The following is a 19,720-nucleotide window of genomic DNA, read 5'->3' as shown; positions in this document are numbered from 1 at the left end:
TAGGGTCGCCGGTCTCGTGGGAGTGGTGACGTGTCTTGCGGGATCCCGGTGAACAGCAGGTCCGGCCCAAGCCTGCGGAGTCGGCGAAGGCGAAATCGGTGGTGCCGATGTGGCGTGCGGGGCTGGGCTGGTCGGCACTGTCGGTGGACTATCAGCGCATCCTGCGGGTCCTGGCCGACCGCGATCGGCTCGGTCAAGGTCCGCTTTCATGCCAGGAGATGGCCGCCTGCTTCGGCCTGGAGGTGGTGCCGGCGAAGGTGGAGGCGTTGCGGTCGAAGGCGAAGAGGCTGGTGGCCCGGGACTGGCTGGCCGAGCCCGCGCCGGGGCGGTTCACTCTCGCGAAGGACGTGGCCGGGCCAGGCGGCGGGTCATGAGAAGGGTCATCGACCAGTAGATCATCGCCTCGGCAGTGCTGGTGCGGCGTTCGAAGTCCCGCACCAGGCGGCGAGTGCGCATCAGGTGGGCGAATAATCGTTCGACGATCCACCGCTTGGGTAGCACCACGAACCCCTTCTGGTCGTCGCTGCGTTTGATGATGGCCAGGACCAGCGCCAGGGCGGTGAGGCAGAAAGTGATGAGTCCGCCGGTGTAGCCGCCGTCGGCCCAGATGAGCTCCAGCAGGTGGTGCGCGTCGGCCACTTGGGCGAGCAGCACCTCGGCGGCGGCGCGGTCACCGACATCCGCGGCGGTGACCACCACCCCGAGCAGCAGGCCGAGCGAACCCAGGTCGCGCCAGCGGCGGAAGAACGCGTATACCCGGTCCCACGGCGGACAGTCCGCGGGCATCGCCCGCCACTTGATTCCGTTGTCGACCAGGTAGCGGACCGCGTCCAACATCGCCCGGTGGCAGTACGCCTCCGGCTGCCCGCCCCTGCCCTCCAACCACCCCGGCGTGGGCAGCGCGGTGCGGACCTGGGCCCACTCGGCATCGGTCATGTCCGACGGATACCGTCGAACGCGCACACCGTGGTCGACCGCATTCCCGTATACGTGAGCGAGGCAATCACACGACGACACGCAGCAGTTGGACGTAACAGGCACGAGCGCGACAGACATGGACAACAGGGCCTCTCTGCTGCTCGGTAGGACTTCGACAATCCCCGAACTGTGCAGGAGGCCCTGCCTCTATGCGCCCACGGCCCGTAATCACCCGATCGAGACTCCCGTCCGATCGGCAAGCGCCCTGATCGTTACGACAACGGTCGGCGCACCGCACCGTAATCCTCCGGCCGGGCTGACACTCACGATCCGGCTTCCCCCGCGCGGGGGAGGCCGGATGATCCGTGGGATGGATGTGATCAGCGCGGGTGACGCGGAATCTTGGAGCGTCGGCAATCCGGATATACGGGGGTCACGGTGGTTGTTCCTGCGAACTCGGAGGTAAGTGGCGTTCCTGAGCCGCCGACCGCAAGCCCGGGGCGGATGTTGTGGTGGCGGCGGTGGCCTGTGTGGGCGCCCATGGTCGCTGCAGTGTGGGGCCTGTTGTACGCCGCTGTCGAGGTCACCTGGGCGGTGACGGGCACCACCGTGCAATGGAAGGAGCACTCCGCGTACGCGCCGGGGGTCCAGCTCTTCCTGGCGGCCCTCGCGCTCCTGGCCGGCGGCGCCTGCCTGGCCAGCACCCGAACTCTCGCCAAGCTCGGCCGGGTTGCGGTAGCGACGGCGCTGATCGTGGCCCTCCCGGTGTTCGTCGTGGGAACGAACGGGCTGCCGATCTATTTCGTGACAACTGCGACGCTCTCGGGGATCGAGAGCGCCACCGGGCTGGCCCAGGTGCTGCTGAACACGGCCGGTGCCGCCCTCCTGCTCCTCGTCGGTTTGTCGTACCGCCGACGGCTACGCGGAGACTGCCCGCGATGCGGGCGGCCGCACGCCGGCGCAGCCGACGGCCCGCTTGCCCACCCAGCCGCCTCCCGAGCCCCGAGGCGGACCCGCGTCGCGGTGTACCTGCTCATGGGCGGACTCCTGCCGTGGGCGGGAGCCAAGACCATCTGGACGCTGGGCGGCAACGCGCTCGGCGTCGCGGGCGACGACTGGCAGAGGACGACGAGCGTCGGCGCGTCGGGGCCGTCGAAGGCAACCGCGTCGGCGGGGATCGATGTGACCGTGCTGGCCGCGATGGTCGGGATCTTCCTGCTGCTGGGGCTGCTGTACGCGTGGGGGCAGGTGTTCCCCCGCTGGACGCTGTTCTTGTCCGGACGACGAGTCCCGCGCCTGCTGCCGTTGATCCCGGCCTGGCTGACCGGTATCCCACTGACGATGTACGGGGCCGCCCTCCTCATCATGGCCCCGCTCATGGCTGCCGGTGTGCTGCCCAAGATCAAGCCGTCCCCGCCGTTCACCACCAGCTCAGGGATCACCTGGTTTGCCGAGTTCGGCGGCCTGGCATTCGCCGGTCTGGGCATCGGCCTCGTTGTAGCCGGACGCTCCTACGCCGCCCGCACCCGCCCCATCTGTTCCAGCGCCACGGCAACGGAGAGGCCCAAGTAGCCGGGTACCGGAATGTCAGCTTCCCGCTGGCCATCAGTGAGCAGCCGTGGCGGTTCCCGGTCAAAGCGCGCAAGATCGCCCGTCAGGCCGACTGGGCTCTCGCACGCCCGGCACCGACCGCGATCACCCCAGGATGAACCGTTCTGACTTCTCTGCCGCTCCGTTGTGAGCTATCAGAGAGGATGGGTCTCGTGCCCAAGAAGATTGACGCAGCCCTTCGTAGCCAGGCCGTGAGGCTGGTGACAGAGCATCGTGCGCAGTACTCCTCCGAGCGCGCACTGCACATCCAGGTCGCTGATTCCCTTGGCGTCTCCCGGGAGTCGGTGCGGCGCTGGGTGATGCAGTACGAGGTCGACGCCGGCCAGGTCGCGGGCGTGAGCACGGACGAGCGGGAGGAACTGCGCAGGCTGCGGGCGCAGAACAAGCGCCTGCGAGAGGTCAACGAGGTACTGAAGTCCGCGACGATTTTCTTCGCGGGGGAGCTCGACCCCCGAAACCGCTGATCGTGGCGTTCGCCGATCAGATGCGGGCCACCGGGTATGCCGTCGAGTCGATCCTCACCGCCCTGAAACATGCAGGGCTGAAGATCGCGGCACGAACCCTGAGGGCCTGGTCTGCCCCAGCCGGCCCGTCCAATGTGGCCGCGGCCCGAACCGTGACCGACGCCCTGGTCGAAGATGCTGTCCGCCGGCTGGCCTTCACTACCAACACGGCCGGTGAGCGTGCGCTGGCTCCCGAAGGGCTTTATGGCCGGCGCAAAATGCTGGCTCTCATCCGCCGCACTCTCCTGCCCGAGGCCGGGTTCGGCGCCGTCGACCGCGCCATGCGCTCACTCGACCTCAACGGCGCGGTCCGCGGGCGAAGACCGAGAACCACGATCCCCAACCCCGACGACGCGCGGGCCCCGGACCTGCTGGACCGCGACTTCACGGCCCCGGCACCGAACCGGAAATGGATCACCGACTTCACCTACGTCCGCACGTATCAGTCGTTCACCTACGTCGCGTTCATCGTCGACTGCTTCTCCCAGAAGATCGTGAGCTGGCACGCCTCGGCCAAGCGGGACGTGGAGCTGGTCGACGTGCCTTTGCGGATGGCCTTGTGGCGTCGCACCCACGAGGGCAACCCCGTGGGACGCGGCCAGCTCATTCACCACTCGGATGCCGGGTCGCAATATACGAGTGTGCGCTTCACCGAGCACTTGAGCATCGAAGGGATTCGCCCCTCGATCGGCAGCGTCGGGGACGCGTATGACAACGCGCTGATGGAGACGATCAACGGCCTCTACAAGGCCGAGTGCATACGCACCAAGGTCTTCCACGACGGTCCCTGCAGAACGGTCTCGGACGTCGAGTACGCCACCGCCTCATGGGTCGAGTGGTACAACAACCGCCGCCTGCACTCAAGTCTGGGCATGATCAGCCCCACCGAGTGCGAGGCAGCCCACTACGCTGACACAGAACCAGGAGCCGACTGATCACCGGCCAACAAACCACCGGCAGGAAAGTCGGAACGGTTCAGCCAGTGCATCCGCATACGAGTGAGCGCTTGGCAAAAGAGGCTCATACGAGGCAAGGCCGACCTTCAGGATCGTCGCTGAACTGCTTCGCGCCGTACGTCTGGATGCGCTGGGCCTTGCTCTGGTTCCTTGGGGCGGCCTGCTTCTCCTGGAGACCGTCGTGAGGCGGGCGATGGCCTTGTCCCGGATGACCGGCTCGTCGGGGGCGACGCCGTGCCGCGGGGCGACCGCTAGGGACAGATCGCGGTCCGCGTGAACCGCTACTCGGTGCCGGTCCGGTTGATCGGCAAGCGGGTCCGTGTCGTCCTGCAGTCCTCTCATGCGCCCCCTGCCGAAGTCGACGGCGGATGGCAACCGGCACAGACACCGGGGCAGCGGGACCAGCGGGATCGGAGCCGCTGTCAGGCCAATCGTGTTGACGGGCATGTGCCTACCGTCTGCGATCTCCATCGCGAGGCGTCGTCCCGGCAACTGATGTTTTTCCGGTTCTGGCACAGATCTTGGGGAGCCGTCGCGGAGCGTCACCTCAATGTTCGAGGAGGTGCTTCCTGGACATCAGGTGAGCGGGTCGGCCGTCCAAGGGGAGAAGTGTGTCGGCGACGGGTGAAAATTGATCCAGAACCACGATTCAAGCGCCGCCGACAGAAGTGCTGAGCTGGACGCTGCCGCCACTCATCGAGCAGTCAAACAAGTCGGCCGAGGCCAGTTCGGCCACGCCCACCCGACCACGCTCCAAACCGGCCGCTCGCTCCGTCAGCGTTTCTGTGCTCGGTACTGCTTGAGGAGAGCGGTGAGCTTCGCGGGTTCGGCAGCGCCGTTCAACTCCGTCAGGAGAGCGTCAGGACAGAGCTCGTAGTGGTCACCCCACCACCGCTGCCCCTTGTTGTCCCAAATGCGATACCCGCCGGGTACCCCCCTGGCTACGTACCGTCGCCTGCTTATTTCGATCACCCCTCATGACAGTCTCCCCACACTACAAGCTGCTACAGGAGGATCATCTTGCGGAGTAGGTCGAATCCGGCTCGACCGTAGAGCTGCCTCTTGATCTTCTTGATGCGGTTCACGGCGCCCTCGATGCTGCCGGAGCTCCAGTCCAAGGTGAGGCCGGTCGTCACGGCGTCGAGGTCCCGGAGCAGGTGGAGTGCGAAGTTGGTGAGGCCGGGTAGTTGGCTGGCGTCGACTGCGTCGATCCAGGTGGGGAGTGTGGAGCCGAGCCGGTCGGTGAGTATTTCGCCGRAGTCGCGGATATGCCCGGCGGCCGTGTCCAGTTCGGGGCAGCGTGCCAGGGCGTCCTTCAGAGCGGCCTGGTCTTCCTCGGTCAGGGTCGTGGGGTGACGGGTGAGCCAGCCGGTCACCTGCCGCACCGTCGGAGGCCTCGTCGGCGTGCCGGCAGGCGTCCCGCGGAGGGTGGCGATGTGGGCGCGGACCATCTGGTAGGTGACGGGCGCGTTGGCGGGCATGAGTTCGCCGTGCAGTCGGGTGACGCTGGTGCATCCCTCGGCGAACCGCCGCTCCAGATACGGCTTGTAAGCGTCCAGTCTGCTGGGCCGGGGGCGGTTCTCGCGGAGGGTGTCTTGCCAGCGTGCGGCGTTCGCGTACCGGAGGACGGTGTTGAGGCCCCAGCCCAGGTGCCGGGCGATCGTCCGGCGTGAATAACCTTGGACAAGGAGCTCGTGGACCAAGGCGTGCGCTGCCTTCTTCCGCTCGGCTCGCCGGCCGACAGGTGCCGAGTCGTCCTGCGGCCAACCGGGGTCGGGACGGGTCGCGCTTGGCAGTGTGCCGGTGGGCGACGGGTTGCGCAGGCACTCGCGGTGGGCGGCGACGCAGGTCTCAACGGCTCGGCCGAGGCCCTGCCACAGATGGAACCGGTCGGCGACCTGCAGAGCACCGGGGGCACCGCGCCGGGCCCCCTCGGCGTAGGCGCCCGCCCGGTCTCGGCAGATGATCTCCACGCCGGGGTGGCGGATCAGCCAGGCGGCCAGCGGTCCGGCTTCACGGGTTGGGAGCACGTCGACCACGCGATGGTCTTCGACGCTGGTCAAGACGGTGGAGTAGGTCTGGCCGCGACGGATCGCGAAGTCGTCCACGCCCAGCACCCGCGGCGTGCTGAACTGCGGATCGGGCAGTGCCATGACCCTGCGTAGCAAGGTCATCCGTCCCGCGCCGAAGCCCAGCTGGGCGGCCGGTCGGGCTCCGGCCCGTCCGGCCAGCGCGAGCCCCACTCGCTCCAGGGTGTGGTTGAGGCGCGTGGTGAACCGTGCGTGCGGGGCGGCCAGCCGGGAAAACGGCTCGGCGAACGTCCGGCGCGGGCAGTCCGCCGCTCCACAGATGAAGCGCCGGACCGTCAGCCGAATCACGAAGCCCTGCTCAGCGAGCGGAAGGTCCTTCAGCCTGCGCTGGTACCGATCGTGGACCCGGTCCGAGAAGCGGCCGCAGTCCGGACATGCAGAGCCGGCCGCGCGGCCTCTCGCTACGACCTCGACCGTGCCGAACGCGGCCGTCACCGCCTCGACGTCCACATCGTCGGTCCCGGCGAACACCAGCGACTCCCAGAACGGTGCATCGGTCTGCATGACCAGCACCATCACCGTCTACAACCGCCCGCAGCAGCGGCCAGCAGATACCTGAGGGAGCGTCAATCAGCGTCGCGGACGACCAAGGCGTACGCGGTCTCACGCGAACCCGTCTCCTCACAATCGAACATTGGGGTAACGCTCCGTAGCGGCTCCCCAAGATCTGTGCCAGAACCCGTTTTCCTTCGAAGGCGGGCGAGGGCTCCGACACGCGACGGCCGGGCGCCGGGTGAAGGAAGGACGTGGTCGTGGATCACGAGACTCGACGTCGTCGCAGCCCGGCAGTGAGTGTCACCAGGTGACGGGCAGTGTGCGGGGGGCACGTGAGGTGCGCCCGGTCTTCCACTGGGCGGGTCCGGCGGCGCTCAGGCCCGGCCGTAGGCGGGTGAGGGCCCTGAGGGCTTCCTGGAGCTGGACGCGGGCGAGCTGCGCGCCGACGCAGAAGTGGGCGCCGTGGCCGAAGGCGAGGTGCAAGGGGGCGGCGCGGGTGAGGTCGAGGAGGTCGGGCGCGCGGTACACGCTCTCGTCGTGGTTGGCGGAGGAGGTGAGTGCGAGGACGGCGTCGCCCTGGGCGACCGTGATCCCGCCCAGGGCGACGTCCTCGGTTGCCACTCGGATGTTCGCTCCCATGCTGGCCTGCGCATAGCGAAGGAGCTCTTCGACCGCGTTCGGGATCCGGGCGGGTTCATCGCGCAGGAGCGTGTACCGGTCGGGTTGTTCGAGCAGGAGGTGGACCAGTCCGGCGAGCCGGTCTGCCGTGGTGCCGTAGCCACCCGCGAGGAGGACCACGCAGAAGGAGATGAGTTCGCCCTCGCTGAGCCGGTCGCCCTCGTCCCGGGCCGCGATGAGCACACTGAGCATGTCGTCGCCGGGGTGGGATCGTTTGGCGGCAACCAGGCCGGCGAGATAGCCGGTCATCTCCTCGACGGCCCCGCTCACTTCCGCGTTCGTGGCCGTGACGCTGCGCATCACTTCGTCCCAGGCATCGAGCCGGTCGGCATCCACCCGCGATGTGCCGAGCAGGTCGCAGATGATGGTCAGGGGCAGTGGGCGGGTGAAGTGGGTGACGAGGTCCGCGGGACGCTCGGCCGGTTCCATGGCGCCGAGCAGGTCGTGGGTGAGAGCGGCGATGTCCTGGCGCATGGCTTCGGTTCGGCGGACCGTCAGGGCCGGAAAGATCAGCCTGCGCAGGCGCGAGTGGTCGGGCGGATCGCTGGCGAGGATCGAGTCGGGCAGGACCGTGGCGCGGCGCCCTGCGGTCCGTGGCCCGGTGGCAGGAACGCGTTGGGCCTCCTGCTCCCGGGGGGCACGGGTGCGGCTGAACCGCGGATCGGCCAGTACCTTGCGCACGTCGGCGTTCCGTGTGACCAGCCAGGCCGTACTGCCGCTGGGCAGACGGACCTTGACGACGGGCCGGTCGCGCCGCAGATCGGCCAGCTCGGGGAGTGGGGCGAGGCCGTCGGTGTGCGGGAAGGGGAACGGCAGCAGGCCGTCGGGGCGGCTCATGTGATGCTCCATCCGTGCAGTGAAGCGGGGCGGTCAGGGTCGTTCGTAGAGGGAGACGTGGTAGGCGCTGTCCCTGGTGAAGGGCCCGCCCGCCCAGCTGCCCCAGCGCTCGCGCAGACGGAGACCGGCCCGTCCTGCCATCAGGTCCAGTTCGCCGTGGCCCGCGTAGCGGAACTCGACCCGCAGGTGGCGGGTGCGGCCGTCCTCGTGGATGACGTAGTGGGAGCGGTAGCGCTGGGCGGAGGGATCGACGCGCCGGTGGCAGAGGACGAGATGGTCCTCGTCCTCGGAGACGACTTCCGATCCGCCGGCGGCCCGGGCGAGGGCCTCCGGGACGTGGGAGTCGAAGACGAAGAGGCCACCCGGGGAGAGCCGGCGGGCCACGTTCACGAAACACCGGGCCTGGCTCTCCTGGTCCCGCAGTTCGAAGAAGGTCCCCGCCGCCAGGTACACGAGGCTGAAGCTGCCGGTGACCGGGACCTGAGAGAAGTCCCCGAGAGTGACGGGGACCTCGGCCCCTGCGGGTTTGGCACGGAGCCGGCCGAGCATGGCCTCGGAACCGTCGATGCCGTGCACGTCGATACCGCGGGCGCGCAGCGGCAGGGCGATCCTTCCGGTGCCGATGCCCAGTTCCAGTACGGGCCCGGTCCCGGCGAGCGCGGCGAGGGCGTCCACCGTGGTGCCGCTGATCCCGGGCTTGCCGAAGAAGCGGTCGTAGTCGTCCGCGAACTCGGTGGCGTAGTCGGGCTGGGAGGGCTGGGGCGCCATGGGGCTCCTATCCGAAGGGGTGGGGGTGGGCGTGGCCGGAGGCGGGTTCGAAACCCGCAGGCGGAGGGCCGGACGGCAGCGGCAGTGCTCCAGGCGCCAGGACGCGGACCACGCTCACTCCGGCGTCGCGGGCCGGTGTTCCGTCCGTCTCCACGAGGACCACATCGCGGCCTGTGTGCCTGGCCAGAACGTCGAGGGGGTCGACCGGCGAAGCGGCCTTGTGGACGGGGGCCGTGGCGACACTGGTGGCTCCGGCCACCTTCCACAGGCTCAGACTGTCCTGCCGGTGGTACGCCCACAGAGCGTGCTGCACAGCGGTTCGCGGAGGGCCATCGCCCCGCCACCGCTCCCAGGTGGCGCGAGCCACGGGGCTGTGCATGCTCCACCGCACCATGAGGGCTTCGTACGCTGCCTTCCCGACGAGCGACTCGACCGTGTCCGGCGGCCCGCAGCGCGCCCCGAACGTCTGGCCCGTGCCGTCCGGCCGGTGCAGGCACACGACCACGCACTGGGCGCCGGGCGGTGCGGGCAGAGCGAACGCGGTGGCCACCAGGCCCTGGGCCTCGAAGAGATCGCCGAGCGGCCCGTCGGGGGCCGCGACCAGTGCCCGGGGAGGCCGGCCGGCGAGTCCGTACCAGCTCCGCCGGATCAGATCCCGCTCCAGGACCTCCCAGGCGGCATGGCGGGCAGCAGACCGCGGGTCGGTGTGCGAGGCGAGTCCGGTGGAGCCGGCCGGAGGCAGTGCCTCGCAGCCGGGCGGTGGACGGTGCTGAAGGAACACGGTGCCCGCCGCGACATACACTGGCCTGCCCGTAACCGTACGTCCGCGCACCCACAAGCGCCGGCTGTCGGGCCTGACCGGTGGCGCCAGTACAGCCTGCGCCGTGCCTCGCAGCTCGGCGCGTGTCGCCACGACCCCGCCGCCCGCCTCGGCCGCCCGACCGGCCATCACGTTTCCGATCCGCTCCAGGAGTTCCCCGCGCGCACCGCGTAGGACCTGGTCCCGATCGTGCCCGGCGGCGCTGCCGACGATCACACGGTCTCCGTCGGCCGCACTGGTCCCCTCGAAGGCGGCCGAGCGGGCGGCGACGCGCGCCAGCAGGACGTCCGGATGGCCGGGATACGGAGCGAAGACCTGCGGCGTCCAGGCGTTCACCCGCGCCCTCCCAGCACGCTCGCACACTCCTCCAGTACCCGCCGACCGCGCGGGGTGAGGCTGTCCGCATGCGCGTCCAGGGTGCGGACGGCCATCGCACCGCCCTCCGCCAGCTTCGCGTGCCGCTCTGACGCCGCCGCACCCGCCACGGTAAGCCGCCGGTAGAACAGCACGCTGCGGGCCAGCACGACGGCCTGCTGGAAGAGCCCGCTCAACGGGCGGGGATCGGCCCGCAGCGGTGTGGCCACCAGCAACCCGCCCGATCCGCCCGGGGGCTCCCCGCCGCCAGCGGCTCCCGGGTCGGGCAGCAGGAACGGCTCCAGCGAGGCGGCCGCGTTGCACCGGGTGTGCGCGCCCTCGTGGACCAGAGCCTCGGCGCAACRCACCGGCCCCGGCAGTCCGTTCGCTCCCTCCCTCAGCCGGGTCCGGTTGACGAGGACGGCTCCGTGGACGGTGAAGTCGGTGAATCCCTCGATGGCGTTTCCGTCGAGCAGGGCGACCTCGGCAACCGTCTCCCGCGTCTCCGCGGCGCCCTGTGGCCAAACCTCCTCCAGCAGGGTCAGCGCCTCCTCCAGCACCCGTCGCTCGCCGGCCTGCCAGCCGGCGACCTCCGAGACAGCGGGCCGCCCTCGGACGTCGGCACGTACCGGCACGGAGCGAAGGGCACGAGCCAGGCTGCGGCTGAGGTGGTCCTGCGGGTCCACGGGCGCGCACATCGGCGCGGGGCCCAGGACCAGGCGCGTCTCCAGTTCCCGCAGCCGGTCCGCGCCGAGAGGGCCCGACCGCAGTTCCCGCTGCACCGTGTGGACCACTTCGACGACGGCGGGCCGGTGCAGCGCCTGCGCCGGGGGCAGCGGCAGCGCGGCCCGTTCGAGCACCAGGCCCATGCACCGGGTCAGTTCACCCCGGTCAGCGGCGGCCTGCCGGGCGTCCGGCTCCACCTGCATGCCGTGCTCCTTCCTGTACAGGGAGGTTGGGACGTACAGGTGCGGCGGGCCACCCGGCCCGCCGCACCTGTACGGGATCGCGCGCCGACTGCTACTCCGGAAGGTCGATCATCAGGGCGAGCTCGGGAAGCTCCTCTTCCTCGACCTCTTCGATGTGCTGGATCTCCTCGTTCATGACGGAATCCCTTCATCTCACCGACCCCACCGCTTCTCGGCAGGCATCCACCGGCAGCCCCATGGTTGGCGAGAGAAAGGTCACTGCCAATGACGGCCCGTGCCCAGACGTGGATACCGGCCCAGGTCGGGCAGGGCCTGATACCGGCTTGCGTCGACTCCGAGACGAGGTCCTTGTCGATAAACCGGGCCATCGGCGCAGATGGGGAACGGTGGGCCTCAACCCGGCCACTACCGCACGGCTCATGGCAACAATGCCCATTCAGCCCGGTCATTCCTCGGCACCCCCACCAGGTTGTCCGGAAACCGAATGACCCCTCAGTTCCGCCGGTCCCGGTCGACTGCTATGAGCGGCACGCCGCTCACATGCCCGGCCGCCACCGCCCGGTCCTCGGCCTCGTAGTCGAAGGCCGACCGCCCCCAGCGTGCCGCGAGACGAGGAAAGACCTCCCGCCAGTCCCGGCCCCCGGTCGCCTCCATCAGCCACGCCACGGTCTCAGGCAGCGATCCGGCATAGTCGTGCACGGGCCGATGGCCGAGCTCCCGCTCCGCCCTGGCCGTGTCGAGCACCAGCGGGTGGGCGAGCGACCACGGCGTCATGCCCAGACCGGGCTCACCGGGCCCCTCCAACAGATACTCCACGGGCCGGTGCCCGAGCAGCGCGTCGAATGCGCCGGCCATCTCCCGTACGCTCGGAGGCCGAGGATCCCCGGCGTTCAAGACCCGCCGTCCCGGCAGCGCCGCCGCCGCGAGGACCAGCGCGGCCAGATTGCGGGTGCCCGTCGGGTGGCAGATGCCCGCACCACCATGAGCCAGTAGCCGTACCGGCCGTCGGTCCAGCGCCCGCTTCACGAAGTACCACTCGCGGGGTGTGGAGGAGTACGGGCCGTGGACCATTCCCGCCCGCAGAACCGTCACCGGATACGGCGCGCGCTCCCACAGAACCAGCTCCACCGCGGCCTTGCCGCCCGCGTACGTACTGTCATCCGCTGCGATGACGGGCTGTGCCTCGGTCACGGGCAAGGGCCACCGGGGAGAGCCGATCCCTGCGGCAGCGTCCTGCCGGTAGACCATGCAGGTCGAGATCACCACGGCCGAGCCCACCCGGCCTCCCAGCCCGACCAGCTGGTCGGCGTGCCGGGAGGTGTAGGCCACGCAATCCACCAACAGATCGCAGCCTCCGCCTACCACACGTCCGAGCGCGCCCTCCGCATCGCGGTCCAGGCACAGCGTGCGTACGCCCCATTCCGGCGGCCACCCGGCACGTCCCACCTCGCGTGCGCCGCCGCGGCTGACAGCCCGCACCTGCCAGCCGGCACCGACGAGCCGCTCCACCACCGCCGTCCCGATCTGCCCAGTGGCCCCGACCACGACCGCACTCCCGCCCATGTCAGCCCCCTGCTCGTACGGGTGTTCTCGCGCACGGACTCTACGGTCGGCACCGGTCTCCCGCCCATGGCCGATTGGGGGGAGCCACGAATCGGGTGAACCACCGCACCTACTCACAGCCAGGAGCCCATGTCTCGTGAGACATGCAAACCACGAAGAACACCTTCATCTTCACGTCCTGCCCCGCCGGACAGGCGACGGCTTGGCACTGCCCTGGACCCCGCCGCAGGACGGTCGCGCCGCCGCGCGCAGCAGAGCCTCCTCGCGAACGGCACCGCTACCTTGGTCACGGCTGGCAGGTCGCGGTCTACCGCGAGGTGCTGGCCGGGATCGGCCGCGCGTACGGCGGCGGCCAGCTGGTGGTCATCGAATGGGGCCTCGGGCTGGAGCCRCTGGGCGGTGCGCGATGAGTGCGACTCCGGAGCAGATCGCGGCAGCGGAGGCCCTCGCGGTCGCGGTCGGCGCGGCGGCGGCGGCGCAGCTGGCGGCGCAGCGTGAGGCGGACCGGGCGGCGGAGCAGCGTGCGGCGCAGCTGGGTTTCGTGGTCGGCCGGATCGAGGGCGCCCAATGAAGCAGCGGTTGGTGGCACGTACCGCACCCCAGGGGGCGTAGCCACAGGCCCGGCACGAAAGAGCAGAGCCCCGGACCTTGAGTCCGGGGCTCTGCGGCTGGCTGTTTGCGGCCTTCGGGGGTCAGTCGGCCTCGACGTACGCGACCAGCACCAGCGTGCCGAGGGCTGTCGGCACGTAAAGGATCCGCACGCCGTCCTGGCGGTGCTCGCGGATCGAGCCGTTCTTCGAGGGGACACCGATCTCGGGATTCCTGGAGATGGCCACCAAAGCGGGGTCCAGCCGGAGGCGCTCGGCCTCCGTCATCCTCTCGATCTGCTCCTGCGCCACGTCGTAGATGACAATGCGGGCGCGCTTCGGGCCGCCGTGCCGCCCCATCAGGCGACGTTGGAGGTGGGAGCGGAGTCGTCGAGCGGCGGCTGCCCGAGGTTCTCGCGCAGGTCCTCCCAGGAGGTGATGCCGTCCAGGCCGACGCCCTCGCCGGCCAGGCGCTCCAGGACGTAGGCGATCTGCGGGTCGCTGTCAGCCATCTCCCGCGCGTCGGCCCGCAGGGCCTCCTGCTCGGCCGGGTCGAAGACGATCCGCATCGCGGCCTCCAAGTCGTAGATGGTGCATCGAGGCTAGCGCAGGACTACGCGACCGGAACCCTGAAGGCGAAGAGGAGCAGCGGCAGCCCGGTGCTCGCGCGCATCCTGCGGTCAGGCCCGGACTGCCCCGTGCGTTCAATCCGTCCGGCGGTCGGCTCGGACACGGGTCCTTCCCACCGACGCTGGTCACTATGCATGGAAGACGACTCACGGTCCTCCCGTGATGGCACCAAGAAGGTCGATGGTGCGCCTGATGTTGCGTCCGAACGCGATCAGGAGAGCCGTGGGCAGAACGATGGGGTAGACGTACGGCTCGGCGCTCTCCGGGATCACGCCGCTCAGTGCCAGCGCGGTCACGCCACCAGCGCCCAGGCCGAAGGCCGTGAGATACCGCAGCACGTCCCAGTCGCGTTGCGGCGGGACGTCCCTGAGGTGCTCCTCGTCCAGCAGCTCTCCGAGCCGGGTCTGGCAGTATCGGTCTGCGATGGTCAGTAGTGCGTCGGAGATCTCGCGCAGCGCTTCGTTCGGGGCCTGGTCGAGTCTGGCTTCGAGCGCGCGCAGGGCTGACGCGACCTGCCGTTCGTGAAGCTTCAGCGTCCTGGTGCGGTGGGACCGTCTGGGGACGCTCCCTCGGCTGTGGTGTGCGTCCAGCACACCGCGCTGGACCACCTTCGGTCTCTTGGAGAGTTCCTTGAGTCTTGCTGGCTTCCGCTCGCCGCCGTTGCGGGCCTGGGCGGCGGCGTGAATCGCTGAGGCGCACTGTGCGACGAGGGCATAGCGGCGAGCCAGGAGGAGCCTCGCGGCCCGGGAGGCGGTGCGTCGAGGGGCAAGCAGCTGTTCGCCGAAGGGGGGAACACTCATGCGAAACGTACTTCGCGCTGCCTCGGGACAGCGATATTGCTGGTCACTGCCTCGACGGGCTGTTCAGGCGGGGAAGGGACCACTGCGCGGCCGTCGGCCACTCAAGCCGCCGCCCCAACCGCTGCGCCGACTCCCTCGCCTCCGGATCTGACCGAGGTGATCAACCGGACCCGTGCCACCCTGATGACCTCGGGGGCAGTGGGCCCCGATGCCCCCGGCTCCCAGGGCCTGATGCTGGTCGAGGCCTGGCCGGCCGGCGCCGCCTACGCCTGGGAGACGTCCGACCGGCGCCTGTGCCGGGCGTCGGTCGGCGAAACCGGATTCTCCGAGCGGGCCTGCGCCACCGATCCCATGGCCATCGGGAACTCGCGCGGGGTGGCCCCGCTCGCAACCCTCTTCACCGATGGCTGGGTTCGTCTCTTCGCCGCCGACCACCAGCAGGTGACCTCTGCGACCTGCGGCGGCGAACCCCTGGAAGTCCGCCGGGTCGGTACCGTCGCGGACGAGGCCCGGACCCTGTACGCCGTGTGGTTCCCGGATTACACGAAGGGCAGCATCACGTTGCTCCTGCGCCACGACGACACGACGTCCAAGGCCCCACTCCAGCTCGGCGACGCCGGCGACCGCACCTGCGCCCCCTCCCAAGCCTCTCCGGCCGCCCCTGCCCGGAACCGGACGAAACCGGTCCAGACCCGGGCAGGACCGGCAAACAGCGGCTTCAGTATTTGTCCTGCCCCTGGCTGCGCCGGGTCACCAGCACAACCGCGGGTCCTGTACCTGCTTTGGCGAGTGCCGATCCTCTCCCCTGCCCAGACCCGTCCGGACCAGGAAGCCAGGGTCCACGTCCCACGGCGAGGAAGCGCAGTGCACCCGCTGGGTGCCGGGGATCCCCACTTCCACGAGAACTCCGTCCCGGAACATCCACAGACCGAACACGTCATCGTCCTCGTCGTGCAGCATGACCTGCACGCAGGCAGGCTCGTTCCAGGGCAGGGACTCCAGGTCCTCGAGCACCCCGCGGCGCCGGTTCCACCGCTCAAATTCGATGTGCCAGCCTCCGACGAACCAGGGGATCTGCACGAAGCAGCCCTGCCAGGTGCGGGCCTCGTCCGCCCGCGTCAGCGGCTCCATCACCTCATCCTCGTACCGGGCCAACACGATGACCTGCGCCATTCTGCTCATGCCCACATGTCACACCGCGCCAGGCACTGAAGGCAAACGGTCTGCGAGCCGGAGCCATCGGTGCTTCCTCCGTCGCACGGAGGTCGCCCGAGAGCAGCCGCTCCTCAGGTAGCCGGCCTTCTCTCTACGTCAAGCGCACGGTCGTCGTGCCGTGACGCCTCCTGCACGCCCTCCATGGTCTCGGACAGGATGACGGCCTCGGGACTGGTGCTGGAGCAGCTGCACCGGGCCTTGAACAACCGTGACGTGTTCGCCGCCCCGTCGCACCGCTGGTCCAACCCGCGGGCCCGCCTGCTGGAGGGCCCCGAGTGGGACGCCGTGTGCGAGGACGTCTTGGCGGCCCTGAGCCTGGACATGCCGGTGGAGGAGCACCTGGCGGAGCTGGTGCGGGGCCTGGACGCCGGGTGGAAGCAGCTCGCCGAAYGGCTTCAGGAGGCGGGGCCGGCGGCGAAGGTCTCCATCGAGGTGCAGGACAACGGGTGGGTGAAGCTGAACGTCGACAAGCTCGGCGCGCTCGGCCTGGTCCTTGACGCCATCGTGCTCTGGACGACGCGGTACATCGACGCCGCCGTCACTCAGCTCCGCGCCGAGGGCCACGAGGTCCGCGACGAGGACCTCGCCCGGCTCTCCCCGCTCAAGCACCGCAATCTGAACCTGCTCGGCCGCTACAGCTTCACCGCTTCCGCCCCGGCCGCCGGCGCCCTGCGCCCGCTACGCGACCCCGACGCGCCGGAGCTGGACGAGGACGACGACGGCGCGGAGTGAAGCCGGGCGGCGCCGCCGATCTCGGGCCGTAGCTGGTCGGCGAAGGTGCGGTCGGCAACCAGGCAGGGAGGACACGGCCTGTGAGCGGTTACTTGTCCTCCGGGGGCAGGTTGAAGCCTTCCCGGTCGAAGGCCCGCCAGCGATCCTCGTACGACCGCTCAGTGTTCGCGGGCCCCGCCGTCCGGGTGGCCTCACGGCGTCGGATCGTTCGGTCGGAGCATCCGGCTGTGGAGATGCGTTCGTAGCCGGAGCCATGAACCAGCGCGAGCACGATGTGCTCGAAGACGGTCCGGTCGGCGATCCGGCGGCGGTGACAGCCCAGCGGGTGGTCCGCGACGAACTCTCCCCGGGCGGGCAGGAGTGCGGCGAACTGGTCCCACAGGGGTTCGAGCAGGCAAGATGGCACTGCGGGCACGGCCGTCCTTCGTGATCACTGAGTGGGCGGTCATCGTGTCCCGCTTCCTGCCGGGTCCTGCGCCGCGCACAGTGCGACGTCACCCGCGATTACATGACGCCACCTCAGTCACACAGGGCTGCCATCTGCGCCTTCATCAGTCCCTTGCTTCGCGGGACGGGCGGCTCACCCTTCAGGTCCGCGCCGAGGTCGTAGACATTGACGGCGAGGACCAGTTGTCGCTCACCGCCGGCGGTGGTGAGGGACACGCTGGTGAAGCCGGGTCCGCCGCCATCGGTCTCCCAGGCACTGATCGGCCTGGTGTCCGGCTCCGAGCCGCATGGCACGTCCATGCGCTGCACGCCGAGTCCGTACGCCGGCGCGTCGGGGAACCGCACCGTGGTCAGGAGCTCGCGCTGCTGGGCGGGGCGCAGCAGCTTGCCGGTGAACAGGGCCCGGTGGAAACGGGCCAGGTCGTTGACCGTGGAGATCATGGCGCCGGCGGTCCAGTCGTACGACGGGCTGAATCGGGTCACATCGCGTCCCGTGAGGTCGTACCCGTGCAGATGAGGGCCGTGGATGGCCGGGTCGGTCAGCGGGAAGGAGGTGTCCTTCAGGCCGAGCGGGGCGAGAATCCGCCGATGGATCTCGGAGGGCGCGCTGTGACGTGTGACTGCCTCGATCACCAGACCGGCGAGCAGGTAGTTGGTATTGGAGTACGCCCAGCCGCCGCCGGGCGCGAACAGCGGCTTGTGCCGGACGGCGCGGGCGATCACATCCCGAGGGGTGTAAACGTGGCCCCATTCGTGGCGCTCCAGGTAGGGAGCGAAGAACTCCGGCTCGGTGGTGGGGTCGTAGATGCCCGAGGTGTGGTTGAGCAGTTGCCGGATGGTGATGGCCCTGCCGGCGTTGCCGTTTCCCTGGACCACGCCGGGCAGCCATTTCTCCACGCTGTCGTCGAGCGAGAGCCGCCCTTCGCCCTCCAACTGAAGAAGCACCGTCGACACGAACGACTTGGTGTTACTGGCAATCCGGAACCGCTGGTCCGGCCGGGCTCGCTCGCCGCTCGCCGTGTCCGCGAGCCCGGCCGCCGTCCGTGACTCCCGCTCTCCGTGCCTGGCATAAGCCACGACACCCGGGAATCCGTCCGCGACCGTCTGCTCGATGGCCTCCTTAAGGCCGACGGGCGGCGAGACCGCCCGCTCCGCCGCGGCCGCCGGGAAGATCCCTGATACCGCCACCGCGCAAATCCCCGCCCACAGTGCTGCGGCCCCTGCACGTGCCTTCACCGATTGCTCCTGTTTCTGTTGCCTGTGCCGTACCTGCCCCAGCGTGCCGGGCCGCCGCACCAGTTGCCCATCCTGCTGATACCCGGATTGATACGGGGGCTGTCCCCATCCCTGACCGTCCCTCGCTAAGTCTGTGCATGGCGAGGTCCTGACCAACGTTGCTGAGACTCGGGCGGGGCCAATCAGACCGCGTCATCCCGACGAACTGCAGGAAGGGCGACAAGGCGTCGATGACGTGTCCGTACGAAGTGCGCCCATGGCCGTAGTTGACGACTGAGCGTAGAGAACTCAGTGATCCGGCGGACCCATGCCCGCTGGTGCCCGCCCCACCTCTCGGACGCCAAATGCCGGTCGGTCTAAACCATGAATGTTGGGCGGCTCCGCCAGATAGGGGAACTTCACCGAACCAGCCCGCCCGCTCTTCTGCACCGCAGGTCGGATGGATCGGGCTGGTAGGGGGCGTCGGCCGTGGCTCAGTGAGCAATCCCCGTGGAATGCATGTTCTGGGCGTGTGTTCGGCATATGTCCGCCCCTTGAGTGCGCCGAAACATCATGCACCGTCCTCCGCCTCCCTTCCCGGCCTTCCGGCCGAGCACCAGGGTGGTCGGATCCGATGTTGACTACCGGGCTCACAGGGCCCGCCCACACAGGAGGTTTGTGATGGCGCTGACGCAGTGGACGAAGGCGATGGAGTGGCTGGCAGCCGCCGCCGACGATCCGCAAGCCTACGAGCGCGACTGCCGCCGCGGCGGCGCCGGCATCCATCTGTTAGCTGCCGGACGTCTATGGGACGTGCTGATCGTTCCCGCGTGCCTGGGCCTGCGCGCTGCGGACATGCTCGACGACCTTCCTCGCGTCGGTCCCGGCCCTGTACTGCTGGACGGCCGGCGGCGTGAGGTCGGCTTCTTCCTGCCTCCCGACCCTGGGGCCACTTGGGTCGGTGACGGCACCCGCCACATCACCCAGGGAGGATGGATTGCCGCCCCTGCCCCTCACTGCCGCTGGGGAGACCTGCGATGGCTTGTACCGCCCGACGGAAGCGGCGCCCTGACAACACCCCGCGCCATGGAGCTCGCCCTGCACCGGGCCACGCGAGAACTCGTCCGCTGCCACGGCACCCCCACCCACACCGGCCGGTCCCCCCACCGACGTGCCAACGGCACTTCCACGGCGATCGACAGCACAGGCCGTCGGGACCGGTGACGAGGACAGCTGACCGGTGCAGCTGGTCGCGAGCGGCGAAGGGGTGGAGCTGATGGCAGGCAAGCGGCTGACGAATCCGGCGGGATCCTCGAACGACCTGCGGGGCGATGTGCTGCGCGTGCTGGGGGTGCTGAAGGTGGCCACGGCCGACCAGATCCAGTGGATCGCCTCCCCGCACCTGACCTACCGGCACACGACGAAGGCGACCGCCTCTGAGCGGAAGACGGCCCGTACGGCCTCGCATGCGGGTGCGCTGTCCGATCTGCGCAAGCATGGTCTCGCCGAGAACGGCGGCACCACCCGTGCGGGGGAGTCGCTGCGCAATCTGACCACCAAGGGCCTGGAGGC

At 69.6% G+C, this 19,720-nt stretch carries 18 protein-coding genes and 4 pseudogenes; 8 read left to right on the top strand and 14 right to left on the bottom strand.

Going from position 1 to position 19,720, the window contains the following annotated elements; all coding sequences use genetic code 11:
* Positions 1-77 precede the first annotated feature (77 nt).
* Positions 78-374: pseudogene (locus AB4039_RS36275) on the top strand (hypothetical protein); the annotation flags it as partial.
* Here AB4039_RS36275 and AB4039_RS36270 read toward each other — a convergent pair.
* Positions 331-936: a transposase gene (locus AB4039_RS36270; protein ID WP_442272760.1), complete on the bottom strand. Its 606-nt coding sequence runs from the start codon at positions 934-936 to the stop codon at positions 331-333. The pseudogene AB4039_RS36275 and the gene AB4039_RS36270 sit on opposite strands and share 44 nt — an antisense overlap.
* A gap of 522 nt (positions 937-1,458) precedes the next feature.
* Between AB4039_RS36270 and AB4039_RS36265 the strand changes: the two genes are divergently transcribed.
* Together AB4039_RS36265 and AB4039_RS36260 are read left to right on the top strand one after the other, a co-directional pair.
* Positions 1,459-2,490: a hypothetical protein gene (locus tag AB4039_RS36265; protein ID WP_266845637.1), complete on the top strand. Its 1,032-nt coding sequence runs from the start codon at positions 1,459-1,461 to the stop codon at positions 2,488-2,490.
* 191 nt (positions 2,491-2,681) lie between these two features.
* Positions 2,682-3,967, top strand: a protein-coding gene (locus tag AB4039_RS36260) for an IS3 family transposase (protein ID WP_442272759.1) whose coding sequence is annotated in 2 segments (ribosomal slippage) — positions 2,682-2,955 and positions 2,955-3,967 — 1,287 coding nt in all. Because the reading frame shifts where the segments join, the coding sequence is not laid out codon by codon here.
* Positions 3,968-4,762: 795 nt separating this feature from the next.
* On the opposite strand, the gene AB4039_RS36255 is transcribed toward AB4039_RS36260, so the two are convergent.
* The 7 genes from AB4039_RS36255 to AB4039_RS36225 all read right to left on the bottom strand — a co-directional run bounded on the left by AB4039_RS36255 (position 4,763) and on the right by AB4039_RS36225 (position 12,504).
* Positions 4,763-4,951 carry a hypothetical protein gene (locus AB4039_RS36255; protein WP_078624200.1) on the bottom strand — a complete coding sequence of 63 codons (189 nt, stop codon included), beginning with the start codon at positions 4,949-4,951 and terminating at the stop codon, positions 4,763-4,765.
* A 41-nt stretch (positions 4,952-4,992) separates the two neighbouring features.
* On the bottom strand, positions 4,993-6,582 hold the full coding sequence (locus AB4039_RS36250; RefSeq protein WP_442272758.1) for an ISL3 family transposase: 1,590 nt from the start codon (positions 6,580-6,582) through the stop codon (positions 4,993-4,995).
* Between the two features lie 291 nt (positions 6,583-6,873).
* Entirely contained in the window at positions 6,874-8,088 is a 1,215-nt protein-coding gene (locus AB4039_RS36245; RefSeq protein ID WP_442272757.1) for a cytochrome P450, read from the bottom strand.
* 33 nt (positions 8,089-8,121) lie between these two features.
* Positions 8,122-8,856: a class I SAM-dependent methyltransferase gene (locus tag AB4039_RS36240; protein WP_266845639.1), complete on the bottom strand. Its 735-nt coding sequence runs from the start codon at positions 8,854-8,856 to the stop codon at positions 8,122-8,124.
* Positions 8,857-8,863: 7 nt separating this feature from the next.
* Positions 8,864-10,012 carry a YcaO-like family protein gene (locus AB4039_RS36235; protein ID WP_266845640.1) on the bottom strand — a complete coding sequence of 383 codons (1,149 nt, stop codon included), beginning with the start codon at positions 10,010-10,012 and terminating at the stop codon, positions 8,864-8,866.
* Positions 10,009-10,959, bottom strand: coding sequence for an aKG-HExxH-type peptide beta-hydroxylase (locus AB4039_RS36230; RefSeq protein WP_442272756.1), 951 nt, complete (start codon positions 10,957-10,959; stop codon positions 10,009-10,011). Before AB4039_RS36230 ends, AB4039_RS36235 begins: the two co-directional genes overlap by 4 nt.
* Before the next feature lie 492 nt (positions 10,960-11,451).
* Positions 11,452-12,504, bottom strand: a complete 1,053-nt coding sequence (locus AB4039_RS36225) for an NAD-dependent epimerase/dehydratase family protein (protein WP_442272755.1) — start codon at positions 12,502-12,504, stop codon at positions 11,452-11,454.
* A 161-nt stretch (positions 12,505-12,665) separates the two neighbouring features.
* On the opposite strand from AB4039_RS36225, the gene AB4039_RS36220 reads away from it, so the two are divergent.
* Complete coding sequence (locus AB4039_RS36220; protein ID WP_266845645.1) at positions 12,666-12,932, top strand: hypothetical protein; 267 nt, start codon at positions 12,666-12,668, stop codon at positions 12,930-12,932.
* Complete coding sequence (locus tag AB4039_RS36215) at positions 12,929-13,093, top strand: hypothetical protein (RefSeq protein ID WP_266845646.1); 165 nt, start codon at positions 12,929-12,931, stop codon at positions 13,091-13,093. The genes AB4039_RS36220 and AB4039_RS36215 overlap by 4 nt, the downstream gene beginning before the upstream one ends.
* 121 nt (positions 13,094-13,214) lie before the next feature.
* Here the strand turns inward: AB4039_RS36215 and AB4039_RS36210 are convergent, their stop codons facing one another.
* The 4 genes from AB4039_RS36210 to AB4039_RS36195 form a co-directional block, all read right to left on the bottom strand.
* Positions 13,215-13,469 carry a hypothetical protein gene (locus AB4039_RS36210; RefSeq protein WP_266845648.1) on the bottom strand — a complete coding sequence of 85 codons (255 nt, stop codon included), beginning with the start codon at positions 13,467-13,469 and terminating at the stop codon, positions 13,215-13,217.
* Entirely contained in the window at positions 13,469-13,690 is a 222-nt protein-coding gene (locus AB4039_RS36205) for a hypothetical protein (protein ID WP_266845649.1), read from the bottom strand. The genes AB4039_RS36210 and AB4039_RS36205 overlap by 1 nt, the downstream gene beginning before the upstream one ends.
* A gap of 195 nt (positions 13,691-13,885) precedes the next feature.
* A complete protein-coding gene (locus AB4039_RS36200) occupies positions 13,886-14,539 on the bottom strand; it encodes a hypothetical protein (RefSeq protein ID WP_442272754.1) in 654 nt (217 codons plus the stop codon).
* A 750-nt stretch (positions 14,540-15,289) separates the two neighbouring features.
* Positions 15,290-15,721, bottom strand: a complete 432-nt coding sequence (locus tag AB4039_RS36195; RefSeq protein ID WP_266845652.1) for a hypothetical protein — start codon at positions 15,719-15,721, stop codon at positions 15,290-15,292.
* A gap of 204 nt (positions 15,722-15,925) precedes the next feature.
* On the opposite strand from AB4039_RS36195, the pseudogene AB4039_RS36190 reads away from it, so the two are divergent.
* Positions 15,926-16,486 (top strand): annotated as a pseudogene (locus tag AB4039_RS36190) (Tn3 family transposase); the annotation flags it as partial.
* Positions 16,487-16,679: 193 nt separating this feature from the next.
* Here the strand turns inward: AB4039_RS36190 and AB4039_RS36185 are convergent.
* Positions 16,680-16,901: pseudogene (locus AB4039_RS36185) on the bottom strand (IS5/IS1182 family transposase); the annotation flags it as partial.
* 104 nt (positions 16,902-17,005) lie between these two features.
* Positions 17,006-18,229 carry a serine hydrolase domain-containing protein gene (locus AB4039_RS36180; protein WP_442272753.1) on the bottom strand — a complete coding sequence of 408 codons (1,224 nt, stop codon included), beginning with the start codon at positions 18,227-18,229 and terminating at the stop codon, positions 17,006-17,008.
* Positions 18,230-18,829: 600 nt separating this feature from the next.
* Between AB4039_RS36180 and AB4039_RS36175 the strand changes: the two genes are divergently transcribed.
* Positions 18,830-19,372 carry a hypothetical protein gene (locus tag AB4039_RS36175; protein ID WP_442272752.1) on the top strand — a complete coding sequence of 181 codons (543 nt, stop codon included), beginning with the start codon at positions 18,830-18,832 and terminating at the stop codon, positions 19,370-19,372.
* A gap of 16 nt (positions 19,373-19,388) precedes the next feature.
* Positions 19,389-19,720 (top strand): annotated as a pseudogene (locus tag AB4039_RS36170) (replication-relaxation family protein); the annotation flags it as partial.

It is taken from the genome of Streptomyces sp. M-16 (genome assembly GCF_052114405.1).
Lineage (GTDB): Bacteria > Actinomycetota > Actinomycetes > Streptomycetales > Streptomycetaceae > Streptomyces.
This window is presented reverse-complemented; position numbering and strand designations above follow the sequence as displayed.

Bases quoted from the DNA above. Each gene is read 5' to 3' on its own strand.
- AB4039_RS36270 (WP_442272760.1), bottom strand. From the start codon at position 936: ATGACCGATGCCGAGTGGGCCCAGGTCCGCACCGCGCTGCCCACGCCG.
- AB4039_RS36265 (WP_266845637.1), top strand. From the start codon at position 1,459: ATGGTCGCTGCAGTGTGGGGCCTGTTGTACGCCGCTGTCGAGGTCACC.
- AB4039_RS36175 (WP_442272752.1), top strand. From the start codon at position 18,830: ATGGCGCTGACGCAGTGGACGAAGGCGATGGAGTGGCTGGCAGCCGCC.
- AB4039_RS36195 (WP_266845652.1), bottom strand. From the start codon at position 15,721: ATGAGCAGAATGGCGCAGGTCATCGTGTTGGCCCGGTACGAGGATGAG.
- AB4039_RS36210 (WP_266845648.1), bottom strand. From the start codon at position 13,469: ATGGGGCGGCACGGCGGCCCGAAGCGCGCCCGCATTGTCATCTACGAC.
- AB4039_RS36215 (WP_266845646.1), top strand. From the start codon at position 12,929: ATGAGTGCGACTCCGGAGCAGATCGCGGCAGCGGAGGCCCTCGCGGTC.
- AB4039_RS36200 (WP_442272754.1), bottom strand. From the start codon at position 14,539: ATGAGTGTTCCCCCCTTCGGCGAACAGCTGCTTGCCCCTCGACGCACC.
- AB4039_RS36245 (WP_442272757.1), bottom strand. From the start codon at position 8,088: ATGAGCCGCCCCGACGGCCTGCTGCCGTTCCCCTTCCCGCACACCGAC.
- AB4039_RS36240 (WP_266845639.1), bottom strand. From the start codon at position 8,856: ATGGCGCCCCAGCCCTCCCAGCCCGACTACGCCACCGAGTTCGCGGAC.